Source organism: Vibrio owensii CAIM 1854 = LMG 25443 (genome assembly GCF_000817815.1).
In the GTDB taxonomy this organism is placed as follows: Bacteria; Pseudomonadota; Gammaproteobacteria; order Enterobacterales; family Vibrionaceae; genus Vibrio; species Vibrio owensii.
On the sequence record NZ_JPRD01000006.1, the window covers coordinates 24,100 to 42,519 of the forward strand.

At 45.4% G+C, this 18,420-nt stretch carries 16 protein-coding genes; 12 read left to right on the plus strand and 4 right to left on the minus strand.

Going from position 1 to position 18,420, the window contains the following annotated elements:
• The first annotated feature begins 355 nt into the window (after nucleotides 1-355).
• Nucleotides 356-658 (plus strand): DUF3622 domain-containing protein, encoded by a 303-nt coding sequence (locus tag H735_RS02330; protein ID WP_027726716.1) that lies wholly within the window; start codon nucleotides 356-358, stop codon nucleotides 656-658.
• A 95-nt stretch (nucleotides 659-753) separates the two neighbouring features.
• Here H735_RS02330 and H735_RS02335 read toward each other — a convergent pair whose 3' ends face one another.
• From H735_RS02335 to H735_RS02345, 3 genes are all read right to left on the minus strand, one after another.
• Nucleotides 754-1,158 (minus strand): hypothetical protein, encoded by a 405-nt coding sequence (locus H735_RS02335; RefSeq protein ID WP_020196446.1) that lies wholly within the window; start codon nucleotides 1,156-1,158, stop codon nucleotides 754-756.
• A gap of 108 nt (nucleotides 1,159-1,266) precedes the next feature.
• Entirely contained in the window at nucleotides 1,267-3,453 is a 2,187-nt protein-coding gene (locus H735_RS02340; protein ID WP_020196447.1) for a TonB-dependent receptor domain-containing protein, read from the minus strand.
• A 249-nt stretch (nucleotides 3,454-3,702) separates the two neighbouring features.
• On the minus strand, nucleotides 3,703-4,773 hold the full coding sequence (locus H735_RS02345; protein ID WP_005440211.1) for a succinylglutamate desuccinylase/aspartoacylase family protein: 1,071 nt from the start codon (nucleotides 4,771-4,773) through the stop codon (nucleotides 3,703-3,705).
• Nucleotides 4,774-5,103: 330 nt separating this feature from the next.
• On the opposite strand from H735_RS02345, the gene H735_RS02350 reads away from it, so the two are divergent.
• Complete coding sequence (locus H735_RS02350) at nucleotides 5,104-5,643, plus strand: DUF3332 domain-containing protein (protein ID WP_005440209.1); 540 nt, start codon at nucleotides 5,104-5,106, stop codon at nucleotides 5,641-5,643.
• A gap of 77 nt (nucleotides 5,644-5,720) precedes the next feature.
• Here the strand turns inward: H735_RS02350 and H735_RS02355 are convergent, their stop codons facing one another.
• Nucleotides 5,721-7,193, minus strand: a complete 1,473-nt coding sequence (locus tag H735_RS02355; protein WP_020196448.1) for an aminoacyl-histidine dipeptidase — start codon at nucleotides 7,191-7,193, stop codon at nucleotides 5,721-5,723.
• 1,033 nt (nucleotides 7,194-8,226) lie between these two features.
• Here H735_RS02355 and H735_RS02360 point away from each other — a divergent pair.
• The 10 genes from H735_RS02360 (at nucleotide 8,227) to ribBA (ending at nucleotide 18,301) form a co-directional block, all read left to right on the plus strand.
• The gene (locus tag H735_RS02360) at nucleotides 8,227-9,516 is read left to right on the plus strand and encodes an NCS2 family permease (RefSeq protein ID WP_020196449.1); all 1,290 of its coding nucleotides are present in this window, start codon (nucleotides 8,227-8,229) and stop codon (nucleotides 9,514-9,516) included.
• Between the two features lie 305 nt (nucleotides 9,517-9,821).
• Nucleotides 9,822-10,286, plus strand: a complete 465-nt coding sequence (gene gpt, locus H735_RS02365; RefSeq protein WP_005440202.1) for a xanthine phosphoribosyltransferase — start codon at nucleotides 9,822-9,824, stop codon at nucleotides 10,284-10,286.
• Nucleotides 10,287-10,376: 90 nt separating this feature from the next.
• On the plus strand, nucleotides 10,377-11,624 hold the full coding sequence (gene frsA, locus H735_RS02370) for an esterase FrsA (RefSeq protein WP_020196451.1): 1,248 nt from the start codon (nucleotides 10,377-10,379) through the stop codon (nucleotides 11,622-11,624).
• Between the two features lie 118 nt (nucleotides 11,625-11,742).
• Nucleotides 11,743-12,132, plus strand: coding sequence for a sigma factor-binding protein Crl (gene crl / locus H735_RS02375; protein WP_009705620.1), 390 nt, complete (start codon nucleotides 11,743-11,745; stop codon nucleotides 12,130-12,132).
• Between the two features lie 122 nt (nucleotides 12,133-12,254).
• Nucleotides 12,255-13,394, plus strand: a complete 1,140-nt coding sequence (gene proB / locus H735_RS02380; protein WP_005440196.1) for a glutamate 5-kinase — start codon at nucleotides 12,255-12,257, stop codon at nucleotides 13,392-13,394.
• Nucleotides 13,395-13,409: 15 nt separating this feature from the next.
• Nucleotides 13,410-14,660, plus strand: coding sequence for a glutamate-5-semialdehyde dehydrogenase (locus H735_RS02385; RefSeq protein WP_027726718.1), 1,251 nt, complete (start codon nucleotides 13,410-13,412; stop codon nucleotides 14,658-14,660).
• A gap of 126 nt (nucleotides 14,661-14,786) precedes the next feature.
• Complete coding sequence (nrdR, locus tag H735_RS02390; RefSeq protein ID WP_005424846.1) at nucleotides 14,787-15,236, plus strand: transcriptional regulator NrdR; 450 nt, start codon at nucleotides 14,787-14,789, stop codon at nucleotides 15,234-15,236.
• Between the two features lie 7 nt (nucleotides 15,237-15,243).
• Nucleotides 15,244-16,368 carry a bifunctional diaminohydroxyphosphoribosylaminopyrimidine deaminase/5-amino-6-(5-phosphoribosylamino)uracil reductase RibD gene (gene ribD, locus H735_RS02395; RefSeq protein WP_020196453.1) on the plus strand — a complete coding sequence of 375 codons (1,125 nt, stop codon included), beginning with the start codon at nucleotides 15,244-15,246 and terminating at the stop codon, nucleotides 16,366-16,368.
• Nucleotides 16,369-16,379: 11 nt separating this feature from the next.
• Complete coding sequence (locus H735_RS02400) at nucleotides 16,380-17,033, plus strand: riboflavin synthase (protein WP_005440188.1); 654 nt, start codon at nucleotides 16,380-16,382, stop codon at nucleotides 17,031-17,033.
• A 158-nt stretch (nucleotides 17,034-17,191) separates the two neighbouring features.
• Entirely contained in the window at nucleotides 17,192-18,301 is a 1,110-nt protein-coding gene (gene ribBA, locus H735_RS02405) for a bifunctional 3,4-dihydroxy-2-butanone-4-phosphate synthase/GTP cyclohydrolase II (protein WP_005440186.1), read from the plus strand.
• Nucleotides 18,302-18,420 lie beyond the last annotated feature (119 nt).

Here is an 18,420-nt window from a genome sequence, read left to right on the forward strand (position 1 = left end):
GTGGCGTCATTTCCTAGACTGGCGAAGGAAGGAGTAGGAAATCTCTTTTGAACAATGAATAGGGAGAGAGCCCCAACTCACTCGTGCCTTGTTCTTGAGGATGACGATTAAATTGCGTTGGACTCATAAGGTGCTGACAGTATTAATTCCTAAATAGACAAAATGAAATCGTCTCCCGTCTCCCGTCTCCCGTCTCCCGTCTCCCGTCTCCCGTCTCTCGTAAAAAACTTGCAGCGTTTCGGTAACTTTTATGCTCTAATACCGCGCTTACCAAGGGATGGTGTTAAACAGCTCAGCTTAGATGGAGTTATCAAGTTGACCGAATCCCTGATTAATCCCTTAGGAAATGAAAGAAATGGCTAAAAATCCAAAATTTGCTATCCGCGTAACTGAAAAACGTAACGGTTGGAGCGCAGAGATCACTCGTCAGGTGACTTCTCGTAAAGTAGTGGTATCAAAACGTGAAACAGGTTTTGACAGCGAAGAGAAAGCACAAGCTTGGGCTGAGCAGGAACTAGCGGGTTTTGTACAAAAACAAGTAGTTCGTAACGAGCGTAAAGCAGTACAACGTCAAGAGCGTGAAGCAGAGCAACTAGCGGCAAAAGTTCGCAAAGAAGAAGCTCGTCAAGCTCGTGAAGCAGACGCTGACGAAGAATAATCGCAGTGTGCTTGATGGTTGAATACCATCGACTATGAATTTGAAAATGCCCCGAGGTTATCTCGGGGCATTTTTATTTGCGTCGTTATAAGCAGTCAGAAGAAAACTGAGAACTTCACTGAACTGCCCGATGACGCGGTATTGTAGATATGATCTTTGCGCAGCTTTTTCGGCGTGTGAACAGGCTGTAAATCAATGTGGTGTAACCCGTCTGATAGATTGTTTGCCACACCGTAGTCGTAATCTTTTGCTTCGGTAGCCTCTCCTTTGGCGTACTGACAATCTCTAGGCGTTTGGTCGTCTTTCCATACAATTGTGTCTGCTTTAGCATCAAGATCTAAGTTCCCCGCAACGGGAGCTGAGTAATGATCTTCCTGCGATAAATTATTGCTTTGTTGTTCTAAATATTGAGTGAGGTTTTGTTGTGCTAGACAGGGCGTAACAACGCAGGACAGGCTTATTGCAACAACCGTTGTTTTTGCTTTTTGTGTTCTTGTCATATTCTTCATCGGCGAACGTACTAAAAATGGCTTTGAGTAAAAATAAAAACTCGGAGCAAGCGGTTACTCCGAGTTTGGCTAGATTGCTATTGGTTAATGAGTATCGAATTAGTACTGGTAAGTCAGATTCAATTTCACTTCTCGGCCAGGAGAAGGCACACCATTCGACAAGTAAGCTTCGTAATAACGATCAGTTAGGTTGTTGACGACTGCTCCGACACTTAGACCTTTAACTTGTTGTACGTCCCAGACAACGTAAGCATTTTGTAATGTGTACTGCTCGCTTGGTGATTTGACTTTTAGGTTGTCACCTTCCGCTTTGGTTTTCGTTTGTGCATCGTACCAACGGACTTCCCAACCTGTTCTCAGACCCGGAATCCACTCGTAGCCCAACCCAAGGTTAATATTCAGAGGTGGTACACCTGGGTAGTCATCATCAGAGCCCGTAGAGTCAGATAGGCTGCCTTTGTTTTTACCGCGAATGTAACTTGCTGAGAAATCAGAATAGAAATCTGCGATGCGGTACTGCGAAATCAACTCGAAGCCGTAGTTTTTGAAACCATCTAGGTTTGTGCTCCAACTTTGAATATCACCGCTGTCTTTATCTAAGTTTTCACCAGTTCGGATATCAACAGTGTCACTCACATCGTTGTAGAACAACGTCAGTTCTGTTGCGAGGTTGTCGCGCTCGCTAACCAATCCTTTGGCCAAATTAATCACACTGGCTTGATAAGCATGAATACGAGAAACCTCGAGATCGCGTGCCGTTGCTGTCGCTGTTGCTCGGGCATATTGCACAGAGTAAATGTTATCGACGGTTGGAGCTTTTAAGGCGTAGGCATAAGAGAAGTTCAAACGAGTATTGTTGGTCGCGTCAAAATCGACATCCAAACGTGGACTAAAGCCGTTATGGCTGGTTTCACTGTAATCATGGCCTGCTGTTGGATCATTGTAATCTGGCGCCGCGTTACCTTTACCTTCGCTCGTGATGTACTCATAACGCAGAGAAGGGGTAATCGTCAGGCGGTCGGTTGCTTGATAGTGGTCAGCAATGTAGGCCGCGTATATAGACTGAGTGCCCGATGGTTCATAGTACGGAGTATACCAACCGTAGTTTTTTGCTTCTTTATCATCATAAGAAGCGTTAAACACCAAGGAGTCGCGATCCGTTTTTTGGTACTGAAGCCCTGTGACTAGTGTGTGATCACCAAGTTGAGCTTGGTTGAATACGTCGACGTAATCGCGTTGATAGCTTAGCCAAGATTCATGACCGTAGCTGCCAACTGAGACGAACATTTTCTCGAAAGCGATATCAGGACGAACCCAGTGGCGGTCATTCTCCGAGCGAGCCAATTTGATATTGAAATCAATATAAGGGTTGGTTGGCATGTAATGGTAGGAGATAGTCGTCGTATTGTCTTTGTATTCGTTGTAGACCGTGTAAGCGTATTGTGCTTTTTCTAACGAGCCATATTTTTTGATGTTGTAATCCGAAATAGTTGGCATTTGACCACGACGGTTAGCCCATGGTTTACGACCTTCATCTTGGTAACGTGTATGGCTGATTTCAAATTCGTGGTCATCATTTTCATAGCCAACTTTTACGAGCATATTCTCTTGCTCGTAACCCGAGTAATCCAGCGTCTCACCGCCGCTGACTTTAATATCGTCGGAATCTTTTACTGAGCCGTTAGCTAGGAAGTAGAAGCCAGCATCATTTTTGCCATAAAGGGAGAGTGTGTATGAGTTCTCATCGCCATTGTTGTTATAACCCGTTGAAGCACGAACGCCGAAGTTGCGATCGCCCTCGAGCAAGTCATCAACGCTTTTGGTTTTGATTCGGATAGACCCACCAAATTTGCCGTTTAGCGCGCGGTAGTCGTGCGCACCTTTGATGATTTTCGCTTCACCAATCAAGAAGGGGTCAAAGAAGAAGGTGCCGTAACGGTATTGTTGAAAGCCAATTGGAGCGCCATCAACGAATACGGCGATATCACTCGGGTCATCGAAACCACGAATGTTAATACGCTCACCACCAGAACGAGCACCTCCGTCAAGCGTGGCACCAGGCACGGCGTCAATCATTGCTGCAAAGTTAGAGTATTGCTGCTCTTCGATTTGGGTCCAATCAATGATGGTTTCAGCAGGTTCTGCGACGGTAATCGGTTTGGCGTAGTGGACACCAATGACTTCAAGTTCTTCGTCGGCGTTTTCCGCTGCATGGAGAGAAAGTGAGTTGAGCACTGCGAGCAAGACAAGGCTTACTTTTAAGCGATGGTTCGATAATCGTTTCATATTCATTTGTTATAGTAATTTGAGAGGCGAGGATTATATGAATGCTGAAAAGATTAATAAATGATAATGAGATTAATTATCAATAATTGCTTTTTATTTTCCTGTAAACTTTTATACCCACTATTTGACGGTAAATTGGATTATTGTTTGGCTTTTGGTCTATTAGATAGTGAGTGTGTCTATTTTTACGACAAAAGAAAGCCCAGAGATGGAATCTGGGCTTGGAAGTTGGTTTCTGCTAGTTCGCAATTATTGTTGCGTTTCTAGTGGGATTTGCCCCGTCGTCACTTGGTCGACATCAAACTCAGTCAGCTCCTCAATATAGCTTTCTACCGTTTGCTCAACCATGTCATCATCTTGCTTGAAGTAAGCGATGTGGAAGATAGCATCACCTTCGTTAACCAGTGGCAGTGTTTGCTGGCCAATTACGATACCGCCTTTTGGTGCCAACAGCTCTAGTTCGTCATGACCTAAAGGCGAGCTGATGTAAGCGAGAGTCTCGCCTTCTTCTACTTTATCACCTAAGTTCACAACCGTACGTAGGATACCGTTGCCCGATGCGCGAACCCAGCTGGTGGATTTTGCGATGATTGGCTCTGGTAGCTTTTTGCGGCTCGCACGTAGCATGCCGATAGCTTGCATCACACGTTGCACACCTAGTACACCTGCACTGATCGACAATGGGTCAAAGCGCAGAGCTTCACCAGCTTCGTAAGTCAGTACTGGGATATCGCACTTTTCCGCTTCACTACGAAGAGAGCCGTCACGAAGAGCAGAGTCTACGATCACAGGTGTCGCAAATGCTTTTGCAATACGTAGTGTTTCTGGGTTGCTCAAGTTCGCACGGATCTGAGGTAGGTTAGTACGGTGAATCGCACCCGTGTGAAGATCCAAAATATAGTCACAACGCTTGGCGATGTTATTGAAGAAGCCATGCGCCATGCGTGATGCCAATGCGCCTTTCTCACTGCCCGGGAAGCAGCGGTTTAGGTCGCGACGGTCTGGAAGGTAGCGCGACTTATGGATAAAGCCAAACACGTTGACGATAGGAACCGCAATCACCGTGCCTTTTAGTTTGGCTGGATCCAATTGGTTGATCATCTGACGAACGATCTCTACGCCATTAAGCTCATCACCATGGATCGCTGCATTTACCATTAAAACAGGGCCTTCCTGTTTACCGTGGATAATTTCCACAGGAATAGAAAGAGGCGAGTGCGTGTAAAGCTGTGCCGCTTCAAATTCGGTTTCTAGTCGTTGTCCTGGTTGTACTTGGTGCCCGAGCAGCTCAAATACTTTGCTTTTTTTACTTCTGGCCATAAACCATCTCTGTCAAATACGTTAGCAACAATGTAACAACTGGTTCAAAATCACACTAATCATTCTTCTTGATGTGACGAACAATAATTTTTATTGAAAAGATCAAAAATTCACCGAATGTATGGCTTGTGTAAGTTTATTGGGTGAAATCTAGTATCGATTGAGTAGCCTTGCCTTGGTTTTTGATGCGTTACATTCATAGAAAAAATAAGGCTGTGTTAAATTTAATACTAATATTTTTTTGGCGAAAAACTGTCTTTTACCTCTTGTTTTTATCCGCTACTATCCCCGCCGAATTTTTGACCTAATACTATTTAACTAGAGGTTTTAATGAAAAAGGCGATCGCTAAAATTGGCGCACTAACTGCAGTAGCAGTTTCTCTTTCTGGCTGTGTAGGCAGCAACGCAGTAACGGGTTACGTTATGGGCTTCAACTTGAAAGCCGTTGATAACCGTTACGCTCGTGGTGGTCTAAACATGCTAATGGCGCCAGTTTACGGTGTTGCGATTGCGGCTGACTACATTGTGTTCAACTCGCTAGAGTTCTGGACTGGTAAAAACCCGCTAAACGGTAAGCCACACATCTTTGACAAGAAGATGGACACTTACATCGACGTAAACCACCAGTTAGATAAGTCTCTAACGACAGCTCCTGTTGGTCCTATTACGAATAACCGTGTTATCGAACAAGGTCAAATGCAACAGATCGACGAAAACACAGTTCAAATGGACATCACTTACAACAACGGTGAAAAAGCGACACTAATGGGTGTTCGTGAAGGTGAGTTTGTTACTTACTACATCGATGGTGAAGTTGTTGCTAAGACTTCTATGGATGAGCTAGCGTCATACGCGCAAACTCGTGCATAAGTTGCGATTTTTTCTGAGTTCGCAATAAAAAAGGGTGCCTCGGCACCCTTTTTCGTATTTATCGTATCTGGTTAGGATTACGCTTTTTCTGGAATTGCTTCTAGCAGTGCAACCATTTGATCCCAGAACAGCTGAACGGTATCAATCTTCACTTTCTCATCTGGAGAGTGCGGGAACTTGATGGTTGGACCGAAAGAAACCATATCCATGTTCGGGTAAGGTTCTTTGAATAGACCACACTCAAGACCTGCGTGAATAACCATGATGTTTGGTTTGTGACCGTAGATGCCTTCGTACATATCACGGAAGATTGCCATGATTTCAGAATCTGCATCTGGTTTCCAACCTGGGTAAGCACCAGAGAATTCGATTTGCGCACCTGCAAGTTCAGCCACAGACTGAAGCATGCCTTCAACTTGGCTACGACCTGAGTCGATCAGTGAGCGAATTAGGCAAAGTACGGTTACTTTGTTCTCTTCTGTTGTGATAACGCCAACGTTAAGTGACGTTTCAACCACACCTTCAACTTCGTCACTCATGCGCATTACGCCGTTTGGACACGCGTTAAGCGCCGCGATGAAACGTTGTTGATCTGCAACTGCAAATACTTGTGCGTCAGTCGCGAACTCTTCGTTGAAAGTCACAATGTCAGTTTCAACTTTACCAAGCTCAGTTTTTAGTAGCTCAGTGTAGTAGTTGAACAATTCCGCTAACTTATCTTGGTTTTCTGCTGGTAGAGCAACCGTAACGAATGCTTCACGAGGAATAGCGTTACGTAGGCTACCACCACGGAACTCGACAAGACGAAGATCCAACTCTTGTGCGTGACCAGCAAGGAAACGACCAATCAGTTTGTTTGCGTTGCCACGACCTGTGTGGATATCACAGCCAGAGTGACCACCTTTAAGGCCTTTTAGCGTTAGCTGACGAGTAACAAAGCCTGCTGGAATGGCATCGCGAGTGATGTCGAATGTCATTGCGCCGTCGATACCGCCAGCACAACCCATGTAGACTTCGCCTTCTTGCTCTGAATCCGTGTTTAGAAGGATGTCGCCTTCTAGCCAACCTTCTTCAAGGCCAAATGCGCCAGTCATGCCTGCTTCTTCATCAATCGTTAGCAGCACTTCAATAGGGCCGTGTTTGATTTCAGTAGAAGCAAGAACCGCAAGACAAGAAGCCATACCGATGCCGTTGTCCGCACCAAGTGTTGTGCCTTTTGCGGTTACCCATTCGCCATCGATGTATGGCTGGATAGGATCTTTTGTGAAGTCGTGATCAGTATCTTCATTCTTTTGCGGCACCATGTCGATGTGCGCTTGAAGAACCACGCCTTTCTTGTTTTCCATGCCAGGAGTAGCAGGCTTCTTAATGAACACGTTGCCAGTTGAATCGCGGCGTACGTCAAAACCTTGCTCTGTTGCCCAAGTAACAATGTACTGAGCTAGCGCCTCTTCATGTTTTGAAGGGTGAGGAATTGAACAAATCTTATCGAAAAACTGCCAGAGTGGAGTAGGTGATAAGGTACTGATTTCAGAATGGAATTCAGACACGGAAGACTCCTTTTGATGTGCTTTGCCAAATTTAAACCGTAAACTTAATGAGTGTTTAGCAGTAAATGCTAATCGGTATTGGCTTGAAATTGCCATCAGCATACCACCACAAAAGCCGTTCTAGTAGTTGTGGTGAAAAGGATTTGCTCTAGAACTGTCACAGATTATGAACACAATGCAATACACTAATGCAACGCACTTAGTATGAATTGAAAGTTTGGCTATTTTTTAATTTACTAAACTGTAATTTAATTACAGTTAATTCTTGAGGAAGATCAATTTATCAATGTTTTGTGATTTTGGTCACTAAAATGCTTGTAATTAAATTTCTTGGTGGTATATTTGTAACCAGCTTCTGAGAGAAGAATGAAATGCTCAAAGGATGAGTCCGTTTATCGCCTCCAAGGAACCGAGAAATCAACCAAATTAACAGTATTAATTGATTTAGAAGGTGATATTTATGAAAGGTTTACCAAGTGCAATGTTCTGGAACAGCAAATCTGTTTACACCGGTAACTTTGTATACCCAACAAGCTTTGGTTACTAATTGAAGCCAACGCATGTGACTCGAACAAATTTGTTCACCCCTATAAATTGGAATTTTTTTTCAGTGCATAGTGCTGACATGATTCACCGCCACTCAAATTGAGTGGCGTTTTTTTATCTGCAATTCCAAACTTCGGCTACTTTCTCGCCACCAAGTTCGCATTCTACTGCTGCTTCTTCCACATATTTCATTTCCTGACCAATTCTGTGGGTGTTTTACGTCCAAAACCTTAGGTTTGCGTTTGAAAGTTTAATACATTGTTCAGTTTGTACACGTTGGGTTGTACAGAACATAACTCTGTTAGTCGTTGTTTATTAAGGCCTAAATTTTTAGCCTGTTTAAAACACTAGCGGATAGGTTTCATATCCGAAGAAAAAAATCCTATTAGAGTGAAAATTCTATCTGGAATTTGTTATTTGATAACTTTATAATTCGAGCCAATCGATTACGCAACCGTTTACTTTTTACCTTTTACAGGATTCGATCATGCTCGAAAGGCTCTTTAAACTTAGTGAAAATGGCACCAACGTGCGCACTGAGATCATCGCAGGTATCACTACCTTCCTAACTATGGCTTACATCATCTTTGTAAACCCAGCTATCCTTGCAGATACTGGTATGGATCGTGGTGCCGTGTTCGTTGCGACGTGTCTTGCTGCAGCTATTGGCTGTTTCATCATGGGCTTAGTAGCAAACTACCCAATCGCTCAGGCTCCAGGTATGGGCCTAAACGCGTTCTTTACCTACTCTGTTGTGTTGGGTATGGGTTACACGTGGCAAGTAGCGCTAGCAGCAGTATTTGTTTCTGGTCTGTTATTCATTGTCTTGAGTGTGTTCAAGATCCGTGAGTGGATCATCAACTCAATTCCACTTTCTCTTCGTACAGGTATCTCTGCAGGTATCGGTCTTTTCCTTGCGTTCATCGCACTGAAAAACGCAGGCATCGTAGTAGATAACCCAGCAACGCTAGTTTCAATGGGTAACATCACTTCGCTACCATCTGTACTTGCGGCTATTGGCTTCTTTGTGACTATCGCGCTGGTTCACCGTGGTGTGAAAGGTGCGGTTATGATTGCCATTTTGGGTGTGACAATTCTTGGTCTTATCTTTGGTGACGTTCAATGGGGCGGCATCATGTCTACACCACCAAGCATTGCACCAACCTTCATGCAGCTAGACTTCTCTGGTTTGTTCGAAGTTGGCATGATCTCGGTAGTATTTGCTTTCCTATTCGTTGACTTGTTCGACACTGCAGGCACGCTAGTTGGCGTTTCACAAAAAGCAGGTCTAACTGACGAGAACGGTAACATTCCACGTCTAAACAAAGCGCTACTTGCTGACTCAACAGCAACATCAGTAGGTGCTCTACTAGGTACATCTAACACGACGTCATACATTGAGAGTGTTTCTGGTGTAGCGGCTGGCGGTCGTACTGGTCTAACGGCTGTGGTTGTTGGCGTATTGTTCCTTCTTGCTCTGTTGTTCTCGCCACTAGCAGGTATGATTCCAGCTTACGCAACATCTGGTGCGCTGTTCTACGTAGCGATCCTAATGCTTTCTGGTCTTGTTGGTATCGACTGGCGTGACCTAACAGAAGCTGCGCCAGTTGTGGTTACTTGTTTGGTAATGCCTCTTACTTTCTCGATTGCAGAAGGTATCACGCTAGGTTTCATCGCTTACGCTGCTATCAAACTATTCAGCGGCAAAGGCCGTGAAGTATCGATGAGTGTGTGGGTGATGTCTGCTATCTTCATCGTGAAATACATGGTCGGTTAATTCCAACGATTGAAAAAAGCCAGTGCGAGCTCGAGTTCGCACTGGCTTTTTGTTTGTGGGGGATTTGTATTCAAATTCATCCACTTTTCTATTTTGTATTGTTCACCGAACTCGGTTTTTCTGCGGAATTGGCGGAGAATTTTGATATCAGCGTTGGTATTAGCCATGGGTTTCGGTAGAATAATCGTTTGCGCAGCTTGAAACCCCCATTTCCTCTGGTGTGGAAAGTTTAGCTTGTTGAGTCCATTTCAGCGCCAACAGCTAGATAGAGGGGATGCATATTTTGAAATTATTAGGTTATTACAATGAGTAAAAAATTCATTATCACTTGGGATGCGATGCAGTCTTACTGCCGTGAACTGGCTGAGAAACAAATGCCAGCTGAGCAATGGAAAGGTATTTGGGCGGTAAGCCGTGGTGGTCTAGTTCCTGGTGCAATCCTAGCGCGTGAACTGGGTATTCGTCACGTTGATACTATTTGTATCTCTAGCTACGACCACGATCACCAGCGTGATATGACAGTAGTTAAAGCACCAGAAGGTGACGGCGAAGGTTTCCTAATCGTTGAAGACCTAGTAGATAGCGGTGACACAGCACGCAAGCTACGTGAAATGTACCCGAAAGCGAAACTTATCGCAGTATGTGCTAAGCCTGCAGGTGTTGAGCTACTAGATGATTACGTAGTAGACATCGCTCAAGACACTTGGATCGAGCAACCTTGGGATATGTCTATCCAGTTTGCTGAGCCAGTGAACCGTAAGCAAAAATAAGTTTGCACTAAGAATATTGAGAAATGCCCCTTTATAGGGGCATTTTTTTTATTATTATTACGCTATCGCAACCAGCCTAGAGTTCTTCCTATGCCAGAAGACGTCAGTAAAAATCTCTCCGAAACTTTGTTTGTAAAACACAAGCAAGCGAAAGAAACCTCCGCACTTACTCAGTACATGCCGACCAGTCAAAAGATTCTTGATGAGCGAGAAGAGCATGGCGACCGTGCTTGGTATCGCCACTTAAGACGCCTTCAATGGGCGTGGCAAGGTTTGTCACCAATCGAAATGGAAAGTGTTCTGTCTAAGATTGCGTCGTCCAAGCATTCGCGTACCGAAGACCAGTGGCTCGACACTGTCATGGGCTACCACAGCGGCAACTGGACGTTTGAATGGATCAAACTGGGCATGGAACACCAGCGTCGTGCGGGTGAAATGAAGGGAGAAGAGGCTGCTGATGAACTGTTTACGGCATCACTGTGCTTCAGTATTGCGGGCTACCCACATTTAAAGAACGACAACTTAGCGGCTCAAGCTCAAGTGTTGGCAAACAAAGCTTATACCGAAGGTTCTGAGAAAACTCAGTACGTTATCAAGCAGATCGAAGTGCCTTACCAAAAGCGTAAGATCATCGCGAACTTACACTTGCCACGCACAGATAAACAACTTCCTGTTGTCATGGTCAGTGCGGGACTGGATAGCTTACAAACCGACATGTGGCGTTTGTTCCGTAATCACCTTGCGCCAAAAGACATTGCGATGTTGACCATTGATATGCCATCGGTCGGCCACAGCTCGCATTGGCCTTTAACGGAAGATTCAAGTTGTCTGCACCAAGCTGTACTCAATGAGTTGTTCTCTTTACCTTGGGTTGATCATCATAAGGTGGGTTTGATTGGTTTCCGCTTCGGCGGCAATGCGATGATTCGTCTTTCTTTCGTTGAGCAAGAGAAGATCAAAGCTTGTGTAGCATTAGGTGCGCCGGTGCATGATCTGTTTACCTCACCGAAGAAACTGCAGCAGATGCCGAAGATGTACCTAGATCTGCTGGCGTCTCGTTTGGGTAAGAGCGCCGTGGACATCAATAGCATGGCAGGTCAGATGATGGCGTGGTCGTTGAAGGTACAAGGCTTTTTGAGCAGCCGCAAAACTAAGGTGCCAATTCTTGCGCTCAGCTTAGAAGGCGACCCTGTTTCACCACACAGTGACAACCAGTTGGTTGCGCTGTTTAGCCAGTACGGACAAGCTAAGAAAATCAGTTCCAAGACAATTACAAAAGGTTATGAGCAATCCCTCGATTTAGCCATAAAGTGGTTGGAGGACGAATTATTAAGATGACAAATCTCCTAATTTAGTTAAGAGTGATATAGATGAGCAAAAAATAAGCTTATGATAATTAAAAATAATAATCATTCTTGGATAGCTCAATATCCTTACTATGGAAACGGAGATTCTTATGTCAGAGACGACTCAAGGGCCGACTCACTTTCGCTTGATGTCAAAGTTGAAGGCGATAGGTCCTTACCTGCGCGAACCACAATCACAAGAAGGGCATTACTATTTTGACTGCCTATCTGTCTGTGTTGACGATAAAAAGTCACCAGAAAAACGTGAATTTTGGGGCTGGTGGATGGACTTGGAGTCCATTGAAGGTGGCTTTACGGCAAAATACCACATCGGTAAATACAACAAAGAAGGGGATTGGACCTCAGAACCATTGCCAGATAAGGTGACTGAAGAAGTGTACCTCACTCAGAGTACCTTCCATCAAAAGCTTATCGATACAGTGGCTGAGCATTTCAAACTGGAAGTGGAATATCACACAGAATCGTTTGATTTCGCCTAATTTGGCTGTTTTCTTCCTCTATAAGACAAAAAGGTGCGTTTTCGCACCTTTTCTGCTTGTTAAATCCCCATTTGATTGCTAAAACGTTCACTCTTTATTTGTTTTTCATTTCAGAAGACATCATGACAACGAATCAACAGAATGCAGTTATTTCACAACCACAAACCGTCGTTGTGAAACTGGGTACAAGTGTGCTGACAGGCGGCACTTTGGCGTTAGACCGTGCTCATATGGTAGAGCTGGCTCGTCAATGTGCTGAACTAAAGAAACAAGGCCATTCAGTAGTAATGGTTTCGTCTGGTGCAATTGCAGCAGGCCGTGAGCATCTTGGATACCCCGCACTGCCCAACGCGATGGCGAGCAAACAGTTGCTTGCAGCCGTTGGCCAGAGCCGCTTGATTCAAACATGGGAGTCTTTGTTTGGCATTTATGGCATCAAAATTGGTCAGATGTTGTTAACTCGTGCTGACTTGGATGATCGTGAGCGTTTCCTAAACGCACGTGACACCATTAATGCTCTGGTAGCAAACGACATTATTCCGATCGTGAACGAAAACGATGCAGTTGCGACAAACGAAATCAAAGTTGGTGACAACGATAACTTGTCTGCTTTGGTAGGGATTTTGTGTGGTGCAGACAAATTACTGCTCCTGACTGACCAAAAGGGCTTGTTTACCGCAGACCCACGTAAAGATCCGAATGCTGAGCTGATCAAAGAAGTGAAAACCATCGATGATACTTTGCGTAAAATTGCGGGTGGTAGTGGCACTACGCTAGGTACAGGCGGTATGGCAACCAAACTTCAAGCGGCAGATATTGCTCGTCGTGCAGGTATTGAGGTCATTATCGCTGCGGGTAGTGCGCCAAATGTTATCTTCGATTCATTGAGTTCGGAGCCACAAGGCACGCGTTTCTTACCTTGTTCAGAAGCACTAGAAAACCGTAAACGTTGGATCTTAGCTGGTCCTGCGGCATCGGGCGACATCATTATCGATGATGGTGCAGTGAACGCCGTTGTGGGTAAGGGCAGCAGCCTACTTGCAAAAGGCGTTGTAAAAGTCAGTGGTGATTTTGCTCGTGGTGAAGTTGCACGTGTGACAAACGCACAGGGTAAATTGGTTGCTCGTGGTATTAGCGCCTACTCAAGTGAAGACCTAGCCAAAATTGCTGGTAAGCACAGTAAAGACATCATCTCTATTTTGGGTCATGACTACGGCTCAGAAGTGATTCATCGCGATGATCTTGTCGTCATTCAAGAATAGATTGAGGGAAGCAAAGTGGATTTAACGAATATGGGTAAAGCTGCCAAAGATGCAGCTTTCGAATTGGCGACAGCGTCAACCGCACAAAAGAACCAAGCACTAGCGATCATCGCTGATGAGCTAGAAGCAAATGCAGCAACGATTTTGGCTGCAAATGCAAAAGATATCGAACTCGGCCGTGAAGCGGGTCTAACCGATGCGCTACTAGATCGTCTTCTACTTAACGAAGAGCGTTTGACAGGCATTGCTAATGACGTTCGTAACGTGATCAGCCTAAACGATCCTGTGGGCAGCGAGATCGACAGCAAAGTGCTAGAAAACGGCATGTCACTGTCTCGTCGTCGCGTACCACTGGGTGTGGTCGGTGTGATTTACGAAGCGCGTCCGAACGTAACCATCGATATCGCAGCACTGTGCCTAAAAACAGGCAACGCAAGCATCCTACGTGGTGGTAAAGAGACGTTCTTCTCCAACATGGAGCTGGTGAAAGTTATCCAATCAGCATTGGCTAAAGCGAACTTACCAGCAGCCTCTGTGCAGTACATTGAAAAGCCAGACCGTGAGTTGGTTTCTCAACTGCTTAAGCTTGATGATTACGTTGATATGATCATTCCACGCGGTGGTGCTGGTCTACACAAAATGTGTAAAGAGAACAGCACAATTCCAGTGATCATTGGTGGTTTTGGTATCAGCCATATCTTCGTTGATGAATCTGCGGATTTAGAAAAATCTCTGAACGTAGTTGAAAACTCGAAAGTTCAACGCCCATCTGCATGTAACTCGCTAGACACTCTGCTTGTACATGAAGATGTTGCGGCGCAATTCCTACCAATGATCGTAGAGCGTATGAACGATAAAGTGACTTTCGTGGCTGAGCCAAAGGCAAAAGCACTGATGGCTCAAGCAACACAAATTCGTGATGCAGCGGAAGGTGACTTTGATACGGAATGGCTAAGCTACACGCTAGGTGTAAAAGTGGTTGCAGACGTGAAAGAAGCGATTGACCACATGCGTATTCATAACGCGAGCCACTCTGATGCGATCATGACCAACAGCTTGGTGAACTCAGAATTGTTTATCAATTCTGTCGGTTCTGCAGCGGTTTACGTAAACGCAGCAACACGCTTCACTGACGGTGCACAGTTTGGCTTAGGTGCTGAAGTAGCGGTATCTACTCAGAAGCTGCACGCACGTGGTCCAATGGGTTTAGAAGAACTAACCAGCTACAAATGGGTTGGTAAAGCAAACTACCTAGCACGCAGTTAACAGAAACTGTCTGATATTGATTGAAAAGGGGCTGAGATGCCCCTTTTTGTTTTCTCTAACATAGCAATTCCGCTACACTAGTCTTGCTTTTGGGACTACCCCAATCGCATGCTATTTGGAGGTGATATGCATTGTCCTTTTTGTTCTGAGAACGATACAAAAGTAATTGATTCTCGCTTAGTTGCGGACGGCCATCAGGTTCGTCGCCGTCGCCAATGTTTGGCGTGTAGCGAACGTTTTACCACGTTTGAAACGGCCGAATTGGTGATGCCGAAAGTGATTAAGTCTAACGGCAACCGTGAACCGTTTGACGAAGATAAAATGGTTGGTGGTATTCAACGCGCACTAGAAAAGCGCCCGGTTAGTGCCGATTCAATCGAGCTCGCAATCAGCATGATTAAGTCTCAGTTGCGTGCAACGGGTGAACGTGAAGTACCAAGTGAGATGATTGGCAATCTAGTGATGGATCAATTGAAAGAGCTGGATAAGGTCGCTTACATCCGTTTTGCATCGGTTTACCGCAGCTTTGAAGATATCCGTGAATTCGGCGAAGAAATTGCTCGCCTAGAAGACTGATTGAATCATGGCTCAACAATCTCTCTCTTCAGAATTTACCCCTCAAGATTTCGAAATGATGTCGCGTGCGCTCAAATTGGCGAAACGCGGCATTTACACCACAGCACCTAACCCTAACGTAGGCTGCGTTATTGTCCGTGACGGTGAGATAGTTGGCGAAGGTCATCATCACCGAGCGGGTGAACCTCATGCTGAAGTTTATGCAATGCGTATGGCGGGTGATAAAGCCGAAGGTGCAACGGCTTATGTGACGTTGGAGCCTTGCTCTCATTATGGTCGCACACCGCCTTGCGCTGAAGGGTTAATCAAAGCCAAAGTGGCTCGTGTTGTCTGTGCGATGGAAGACCCAAACCCAAAAGTAGCAGGACGTGGTTTTCAAATGCTGCGTGATGCTGGCGTAGAAGTTCAGGTTGGCTTGTTAGAAAACGAAGCTATTGAGCTGAACAAGGGCTTCATCAAATTTATGCAAACGGGCATGCCATACGTTCAACTTAAAATGGCGGCCAGTTTAGACGGGCAAAGTGCGCTCAGCAATGGCCAGAGCCAATGGATCACCTCCCCAAAGGCTCGCCAAGATGTGCAGCGTTACCGAGCATTGAGTGGCGGTGTTCTCTCAACCAGTAAAACAGTGATTGATGACAATGCATCACTGAACGTACGTTGGGACGACTTGCCTAACAGTGTAAAAGCGCACTACCAACAAGATGAAGTTCGTCAGCCTCCTCGTGTTATTTTGGATCGTCAGTCTCAACTTAGCGATGATCTAAAGCTATTCAATACTGACGGTGAGCGTATTATTGTTAGCCATGGTGGCGATATTGCGCCTGAGCTAGATAAAAACGGCCAAGTCGACTTGGCGGCAACACTTAAAGCGGTCGCAAGCGGAACTCATATTAATCATTTGTGGGTTGAAGCTGGAGCGACACTCGCGAGCTCATTAATCAAAGCTAACCTTGTAGATGAACTGATCGTTTATCTTGCGCCTAAGTTGATGGGCAGCGATGGGCGAGGTTTGATTGGCGCACTTGGCCTGACTGAGATGGCGCAAGTTATCGATTTAACTATTACCGACGTTCGAATGGTGGGTGAGGATATTCGCATCACCGCAACCGTCAAACGCAACCAAAGCTAGAAAGAAGCATTATGTTTACAGGAATTGTAGAAGCAGTTGGCAAACTAACTGCGATTACGCCAAAAGGCGAAGACATCACCGTAACGGTAGAAGTTGGCAAGTTGGATATGGCTGACGTGAAGTTAGGCGACAGTATCGCAACGAATGGTGTCTGCTTGACGGTGGTAGACTTCGGTAGCAACTATTACAGTGCAGACTTATCACTGGAAACGCTGAACAAAACAGGTTTTGCTGCATACCAAGTTGGCGATAAAGTGAACCTAGAAAAAGCCATGTTGCCGACGACACGTTTTGGTGGTCACATTGTTTCTGGCCATGTTGATGGCGTGGGTGTGATTGTTGAACGTAACCAAGTGGGTCGTGCGATTGAGTTCTGGGTAGAGATGCCTGCCGAAATCACTAAGTATGTCGCAGAGAAAGGCTCTATCACGGTAGACGGCATTAGTCTGACGGTGAATGACCTACGTAAGAATGGTTTTAAACTGACGATTGTTCCTCACACCAGTGAAGAAACGACCATCGATCAGTTCCAAGTTGGCCGTAAAGTGAACCTAGAAGTGGACGTATTAGCTCGCTACATGGAACGCTTGTTACAAGGCCAAAAGGAAGAGACGCAAGAATCTCGCATCACGATGGAATTCTTGCAGCAAAATGGTTTTGCTTAAGCGAAGCAGACCATAATCACAGAACGTTATCAGGTTAATTGACTTAATAAAGGTTAGGTTCAAACTCGTTGCTAACTAAAGCCAGCATCCATGCCTAACCAAGACGTTAAACACATTGCTGCTGCAATAATAAATTTTTGAATAACGGGAAACAGAATATGCCTATCAGCACGCCACAAGAAATTATTGATGATATTCGCGCGGGCAAAATGGTCATCCTAATGGATGATGAAGATCGTGAGAACGAAGGTGATTTGATCATGGCTGCCGAGCACATTACGCCGGAAGCTATCAACTTTATGGCTACGCATGGTCGTGGCTTGATCTGTCTTACTATGACTAAAGCTCGTTGTGAAAGCCTAGGTCTTCCGCCGATGGTGCAAGACAACAACGCGCAATACACCACGAACTTTACCGTTTCTATTGAAGCGGCTGAAGGTGTAACAACGGGCATTTCTGCTGCTGACCGTGCTCGCACTGTTCAAGCTGCGGTTGCGCCAAACGCGAAAGCGGCTGACCTAGTGCAGCCGGGTCATATCTTCCCTCTTGCTGCTCAAGATGGTGGCGTTCTAACTCGTGCTGGTCATACAGAAGCGGGTTGTGATTTGGCTCGTCTTGCGGGATTTGAGCCTGCATCGGTTATCGTAGAAATTCTAAATGACGATGGCACGATGGCACGTCGCCCAGACCTAGAAGTGTTTGCAGAAAAACACGATCTTAAGCTAGGCACCATCGCTGATCTTATTGAATACCGCAACAACACAGAAACAACGATTGAACGCGTTGCTGAGTGTGCGCTACCAACGGAATTTGGCGAATTCACGCTTGTGACTTACAAAGACACGATCGACAACCAAGTACACTACGCAATGTGTAAAGGTGATCTAGCATCTGAAGCGCCGCTGGTTCGTGTTCACCTCCAAGACGTATTTACGGATGTGCTTCGCAGCGACCGTAATGCAGAGCGCAGCTGGACTCTTGAGAAGGCAATGAAACGCATCGGTGAAGAAGGTGGTGTATTGGTTGTCCTTGGTAACGAAGAGTCAACAGACCTGCTTATCCATCGTGTGAAAATGTTTGAAGCACAAGACAAAGGCGAAGCGCCAACGTTAGCGAAGAAGCAAGGTACATCTCGCCGTGTTGGTGTTGGTTCGCAAATCCTTGCTGATCTAGGCATCCATGACATGCGTCTGCTTTCTTCTACTAACAAGAAATACCACGCACTTGGCGGATTTGGTCTCAACGTCGTTGAGTACATCTGCGAATAATTACCAAGCGATCCGTTCCTAGTCGTCAACTCACTTAGCACAGCGGTGACTAGGAACTCGTGATTCGTCTCCAATTTCCATTAGATATTGCTCACAAATTTGTGATAGAATCCGGCGAT

What these genes read in the sequence shown, in the direction of transcription:
- H735_RS02330 (WP_027726716.1), top strand. Translation starts at nt 356, where the DNA reads ATGGCTAAAAATCCAAAATTTGCTATCCGCGTAACTGAAAAACGTAAC.
- H735_RS02335 (WP_020196446.1), bottom strand. Translation starts at nt 1,158, where the DNA reads ATGACAAGAACACAAAAAGCAAAAACAACGGTTGTTGCAATAAGCCTG.
- H735_RS02340 (WP_020196447.1), bottom strand. Translation starts at nt 3,453, where the DNA reads ATGAAACGATTATCGAACCATCGCTTAAAAGTAAGCCTTGTCTTGCTC.
- H735_RS02345 (WP_005440211.1), bottom strand. Translation starts at nt 4,773, where the DNA reads ATGGCCAGAAGTAAAAAAAGCAAAGTATTTGAGCTGCTCGGGCACCAA.
- H735_RS02350 (WP_005440209.1), top strand. Translation starts at nt 5,104, where the DNA reads ATGAAAAAGGCGATCGCTAAAATTGGCGCACTAACTGCAGTAGCAGTT.
- H735_RS02360 (WP_020196449.1), top strand. Translation starts at nt 8,227, where the DNA reads ATGCTCGAAAGGCTCTTTAAACTTAGTGAAAATGGCACCAACGTGCGC.
- gpt (WP_005440202.1), top strand. Translation starts at nt 9,822, where the DNA reads ATGAGTAAAAAATTCATTATCACTTGGGATGCGATGCAGTCTTACTGC.
- frsA (WP_020196451.1), top strand. Translation starts at nt 10,377, where the DNA reads ATGCCAGAAGACGTCAGTAAAAATCTCTCCGAAACTTTGTTTGTAAAA.
- crl (WP_009705620.1), top strand. Translation starts at nt 11,743, where the DNA reads ATGTCAGAGACGACTCAAGGGCCGACTCACTTTCGCTTGATGTCAAAG.
- proB (WP_005440196.1), top strand. Translation starts at nt 12,255, where the DNA reads ATGACAACGAATCAACAGAATGCAGTTATTTCACAACCACAAACCGTC.
- nrdR (WP_005424846.1), top strand. Translation starts at nt 14,787, where the DNA reads ATGCATTGTCCTTTTTGTTCTGAGAACGATACAAAAGTAATTGATTCT.
- ribD (WP_020196453.1), top strand. Translation starts at nt 15,244, where the DNA reads ATGGCTCAACAATCTCTCTCTTCAGAATTTACCCCTCAAGATTTCGAA.
- H735_RS02400 (WP_005440188.1), top strand. Translation starts at nt 16,380, where the DNA reads ATGTTTACAGGAATTGTAGAAGCAGTTGGCAAACTAACTGCGATTACG.
- ribBA (WP_005440186.1), top strand. Translation starts at nt 17,192, where the DNA reads ATGCCTATCAGCACGCCACAAGAAATTATTGATGATATTCGCGCGGGC.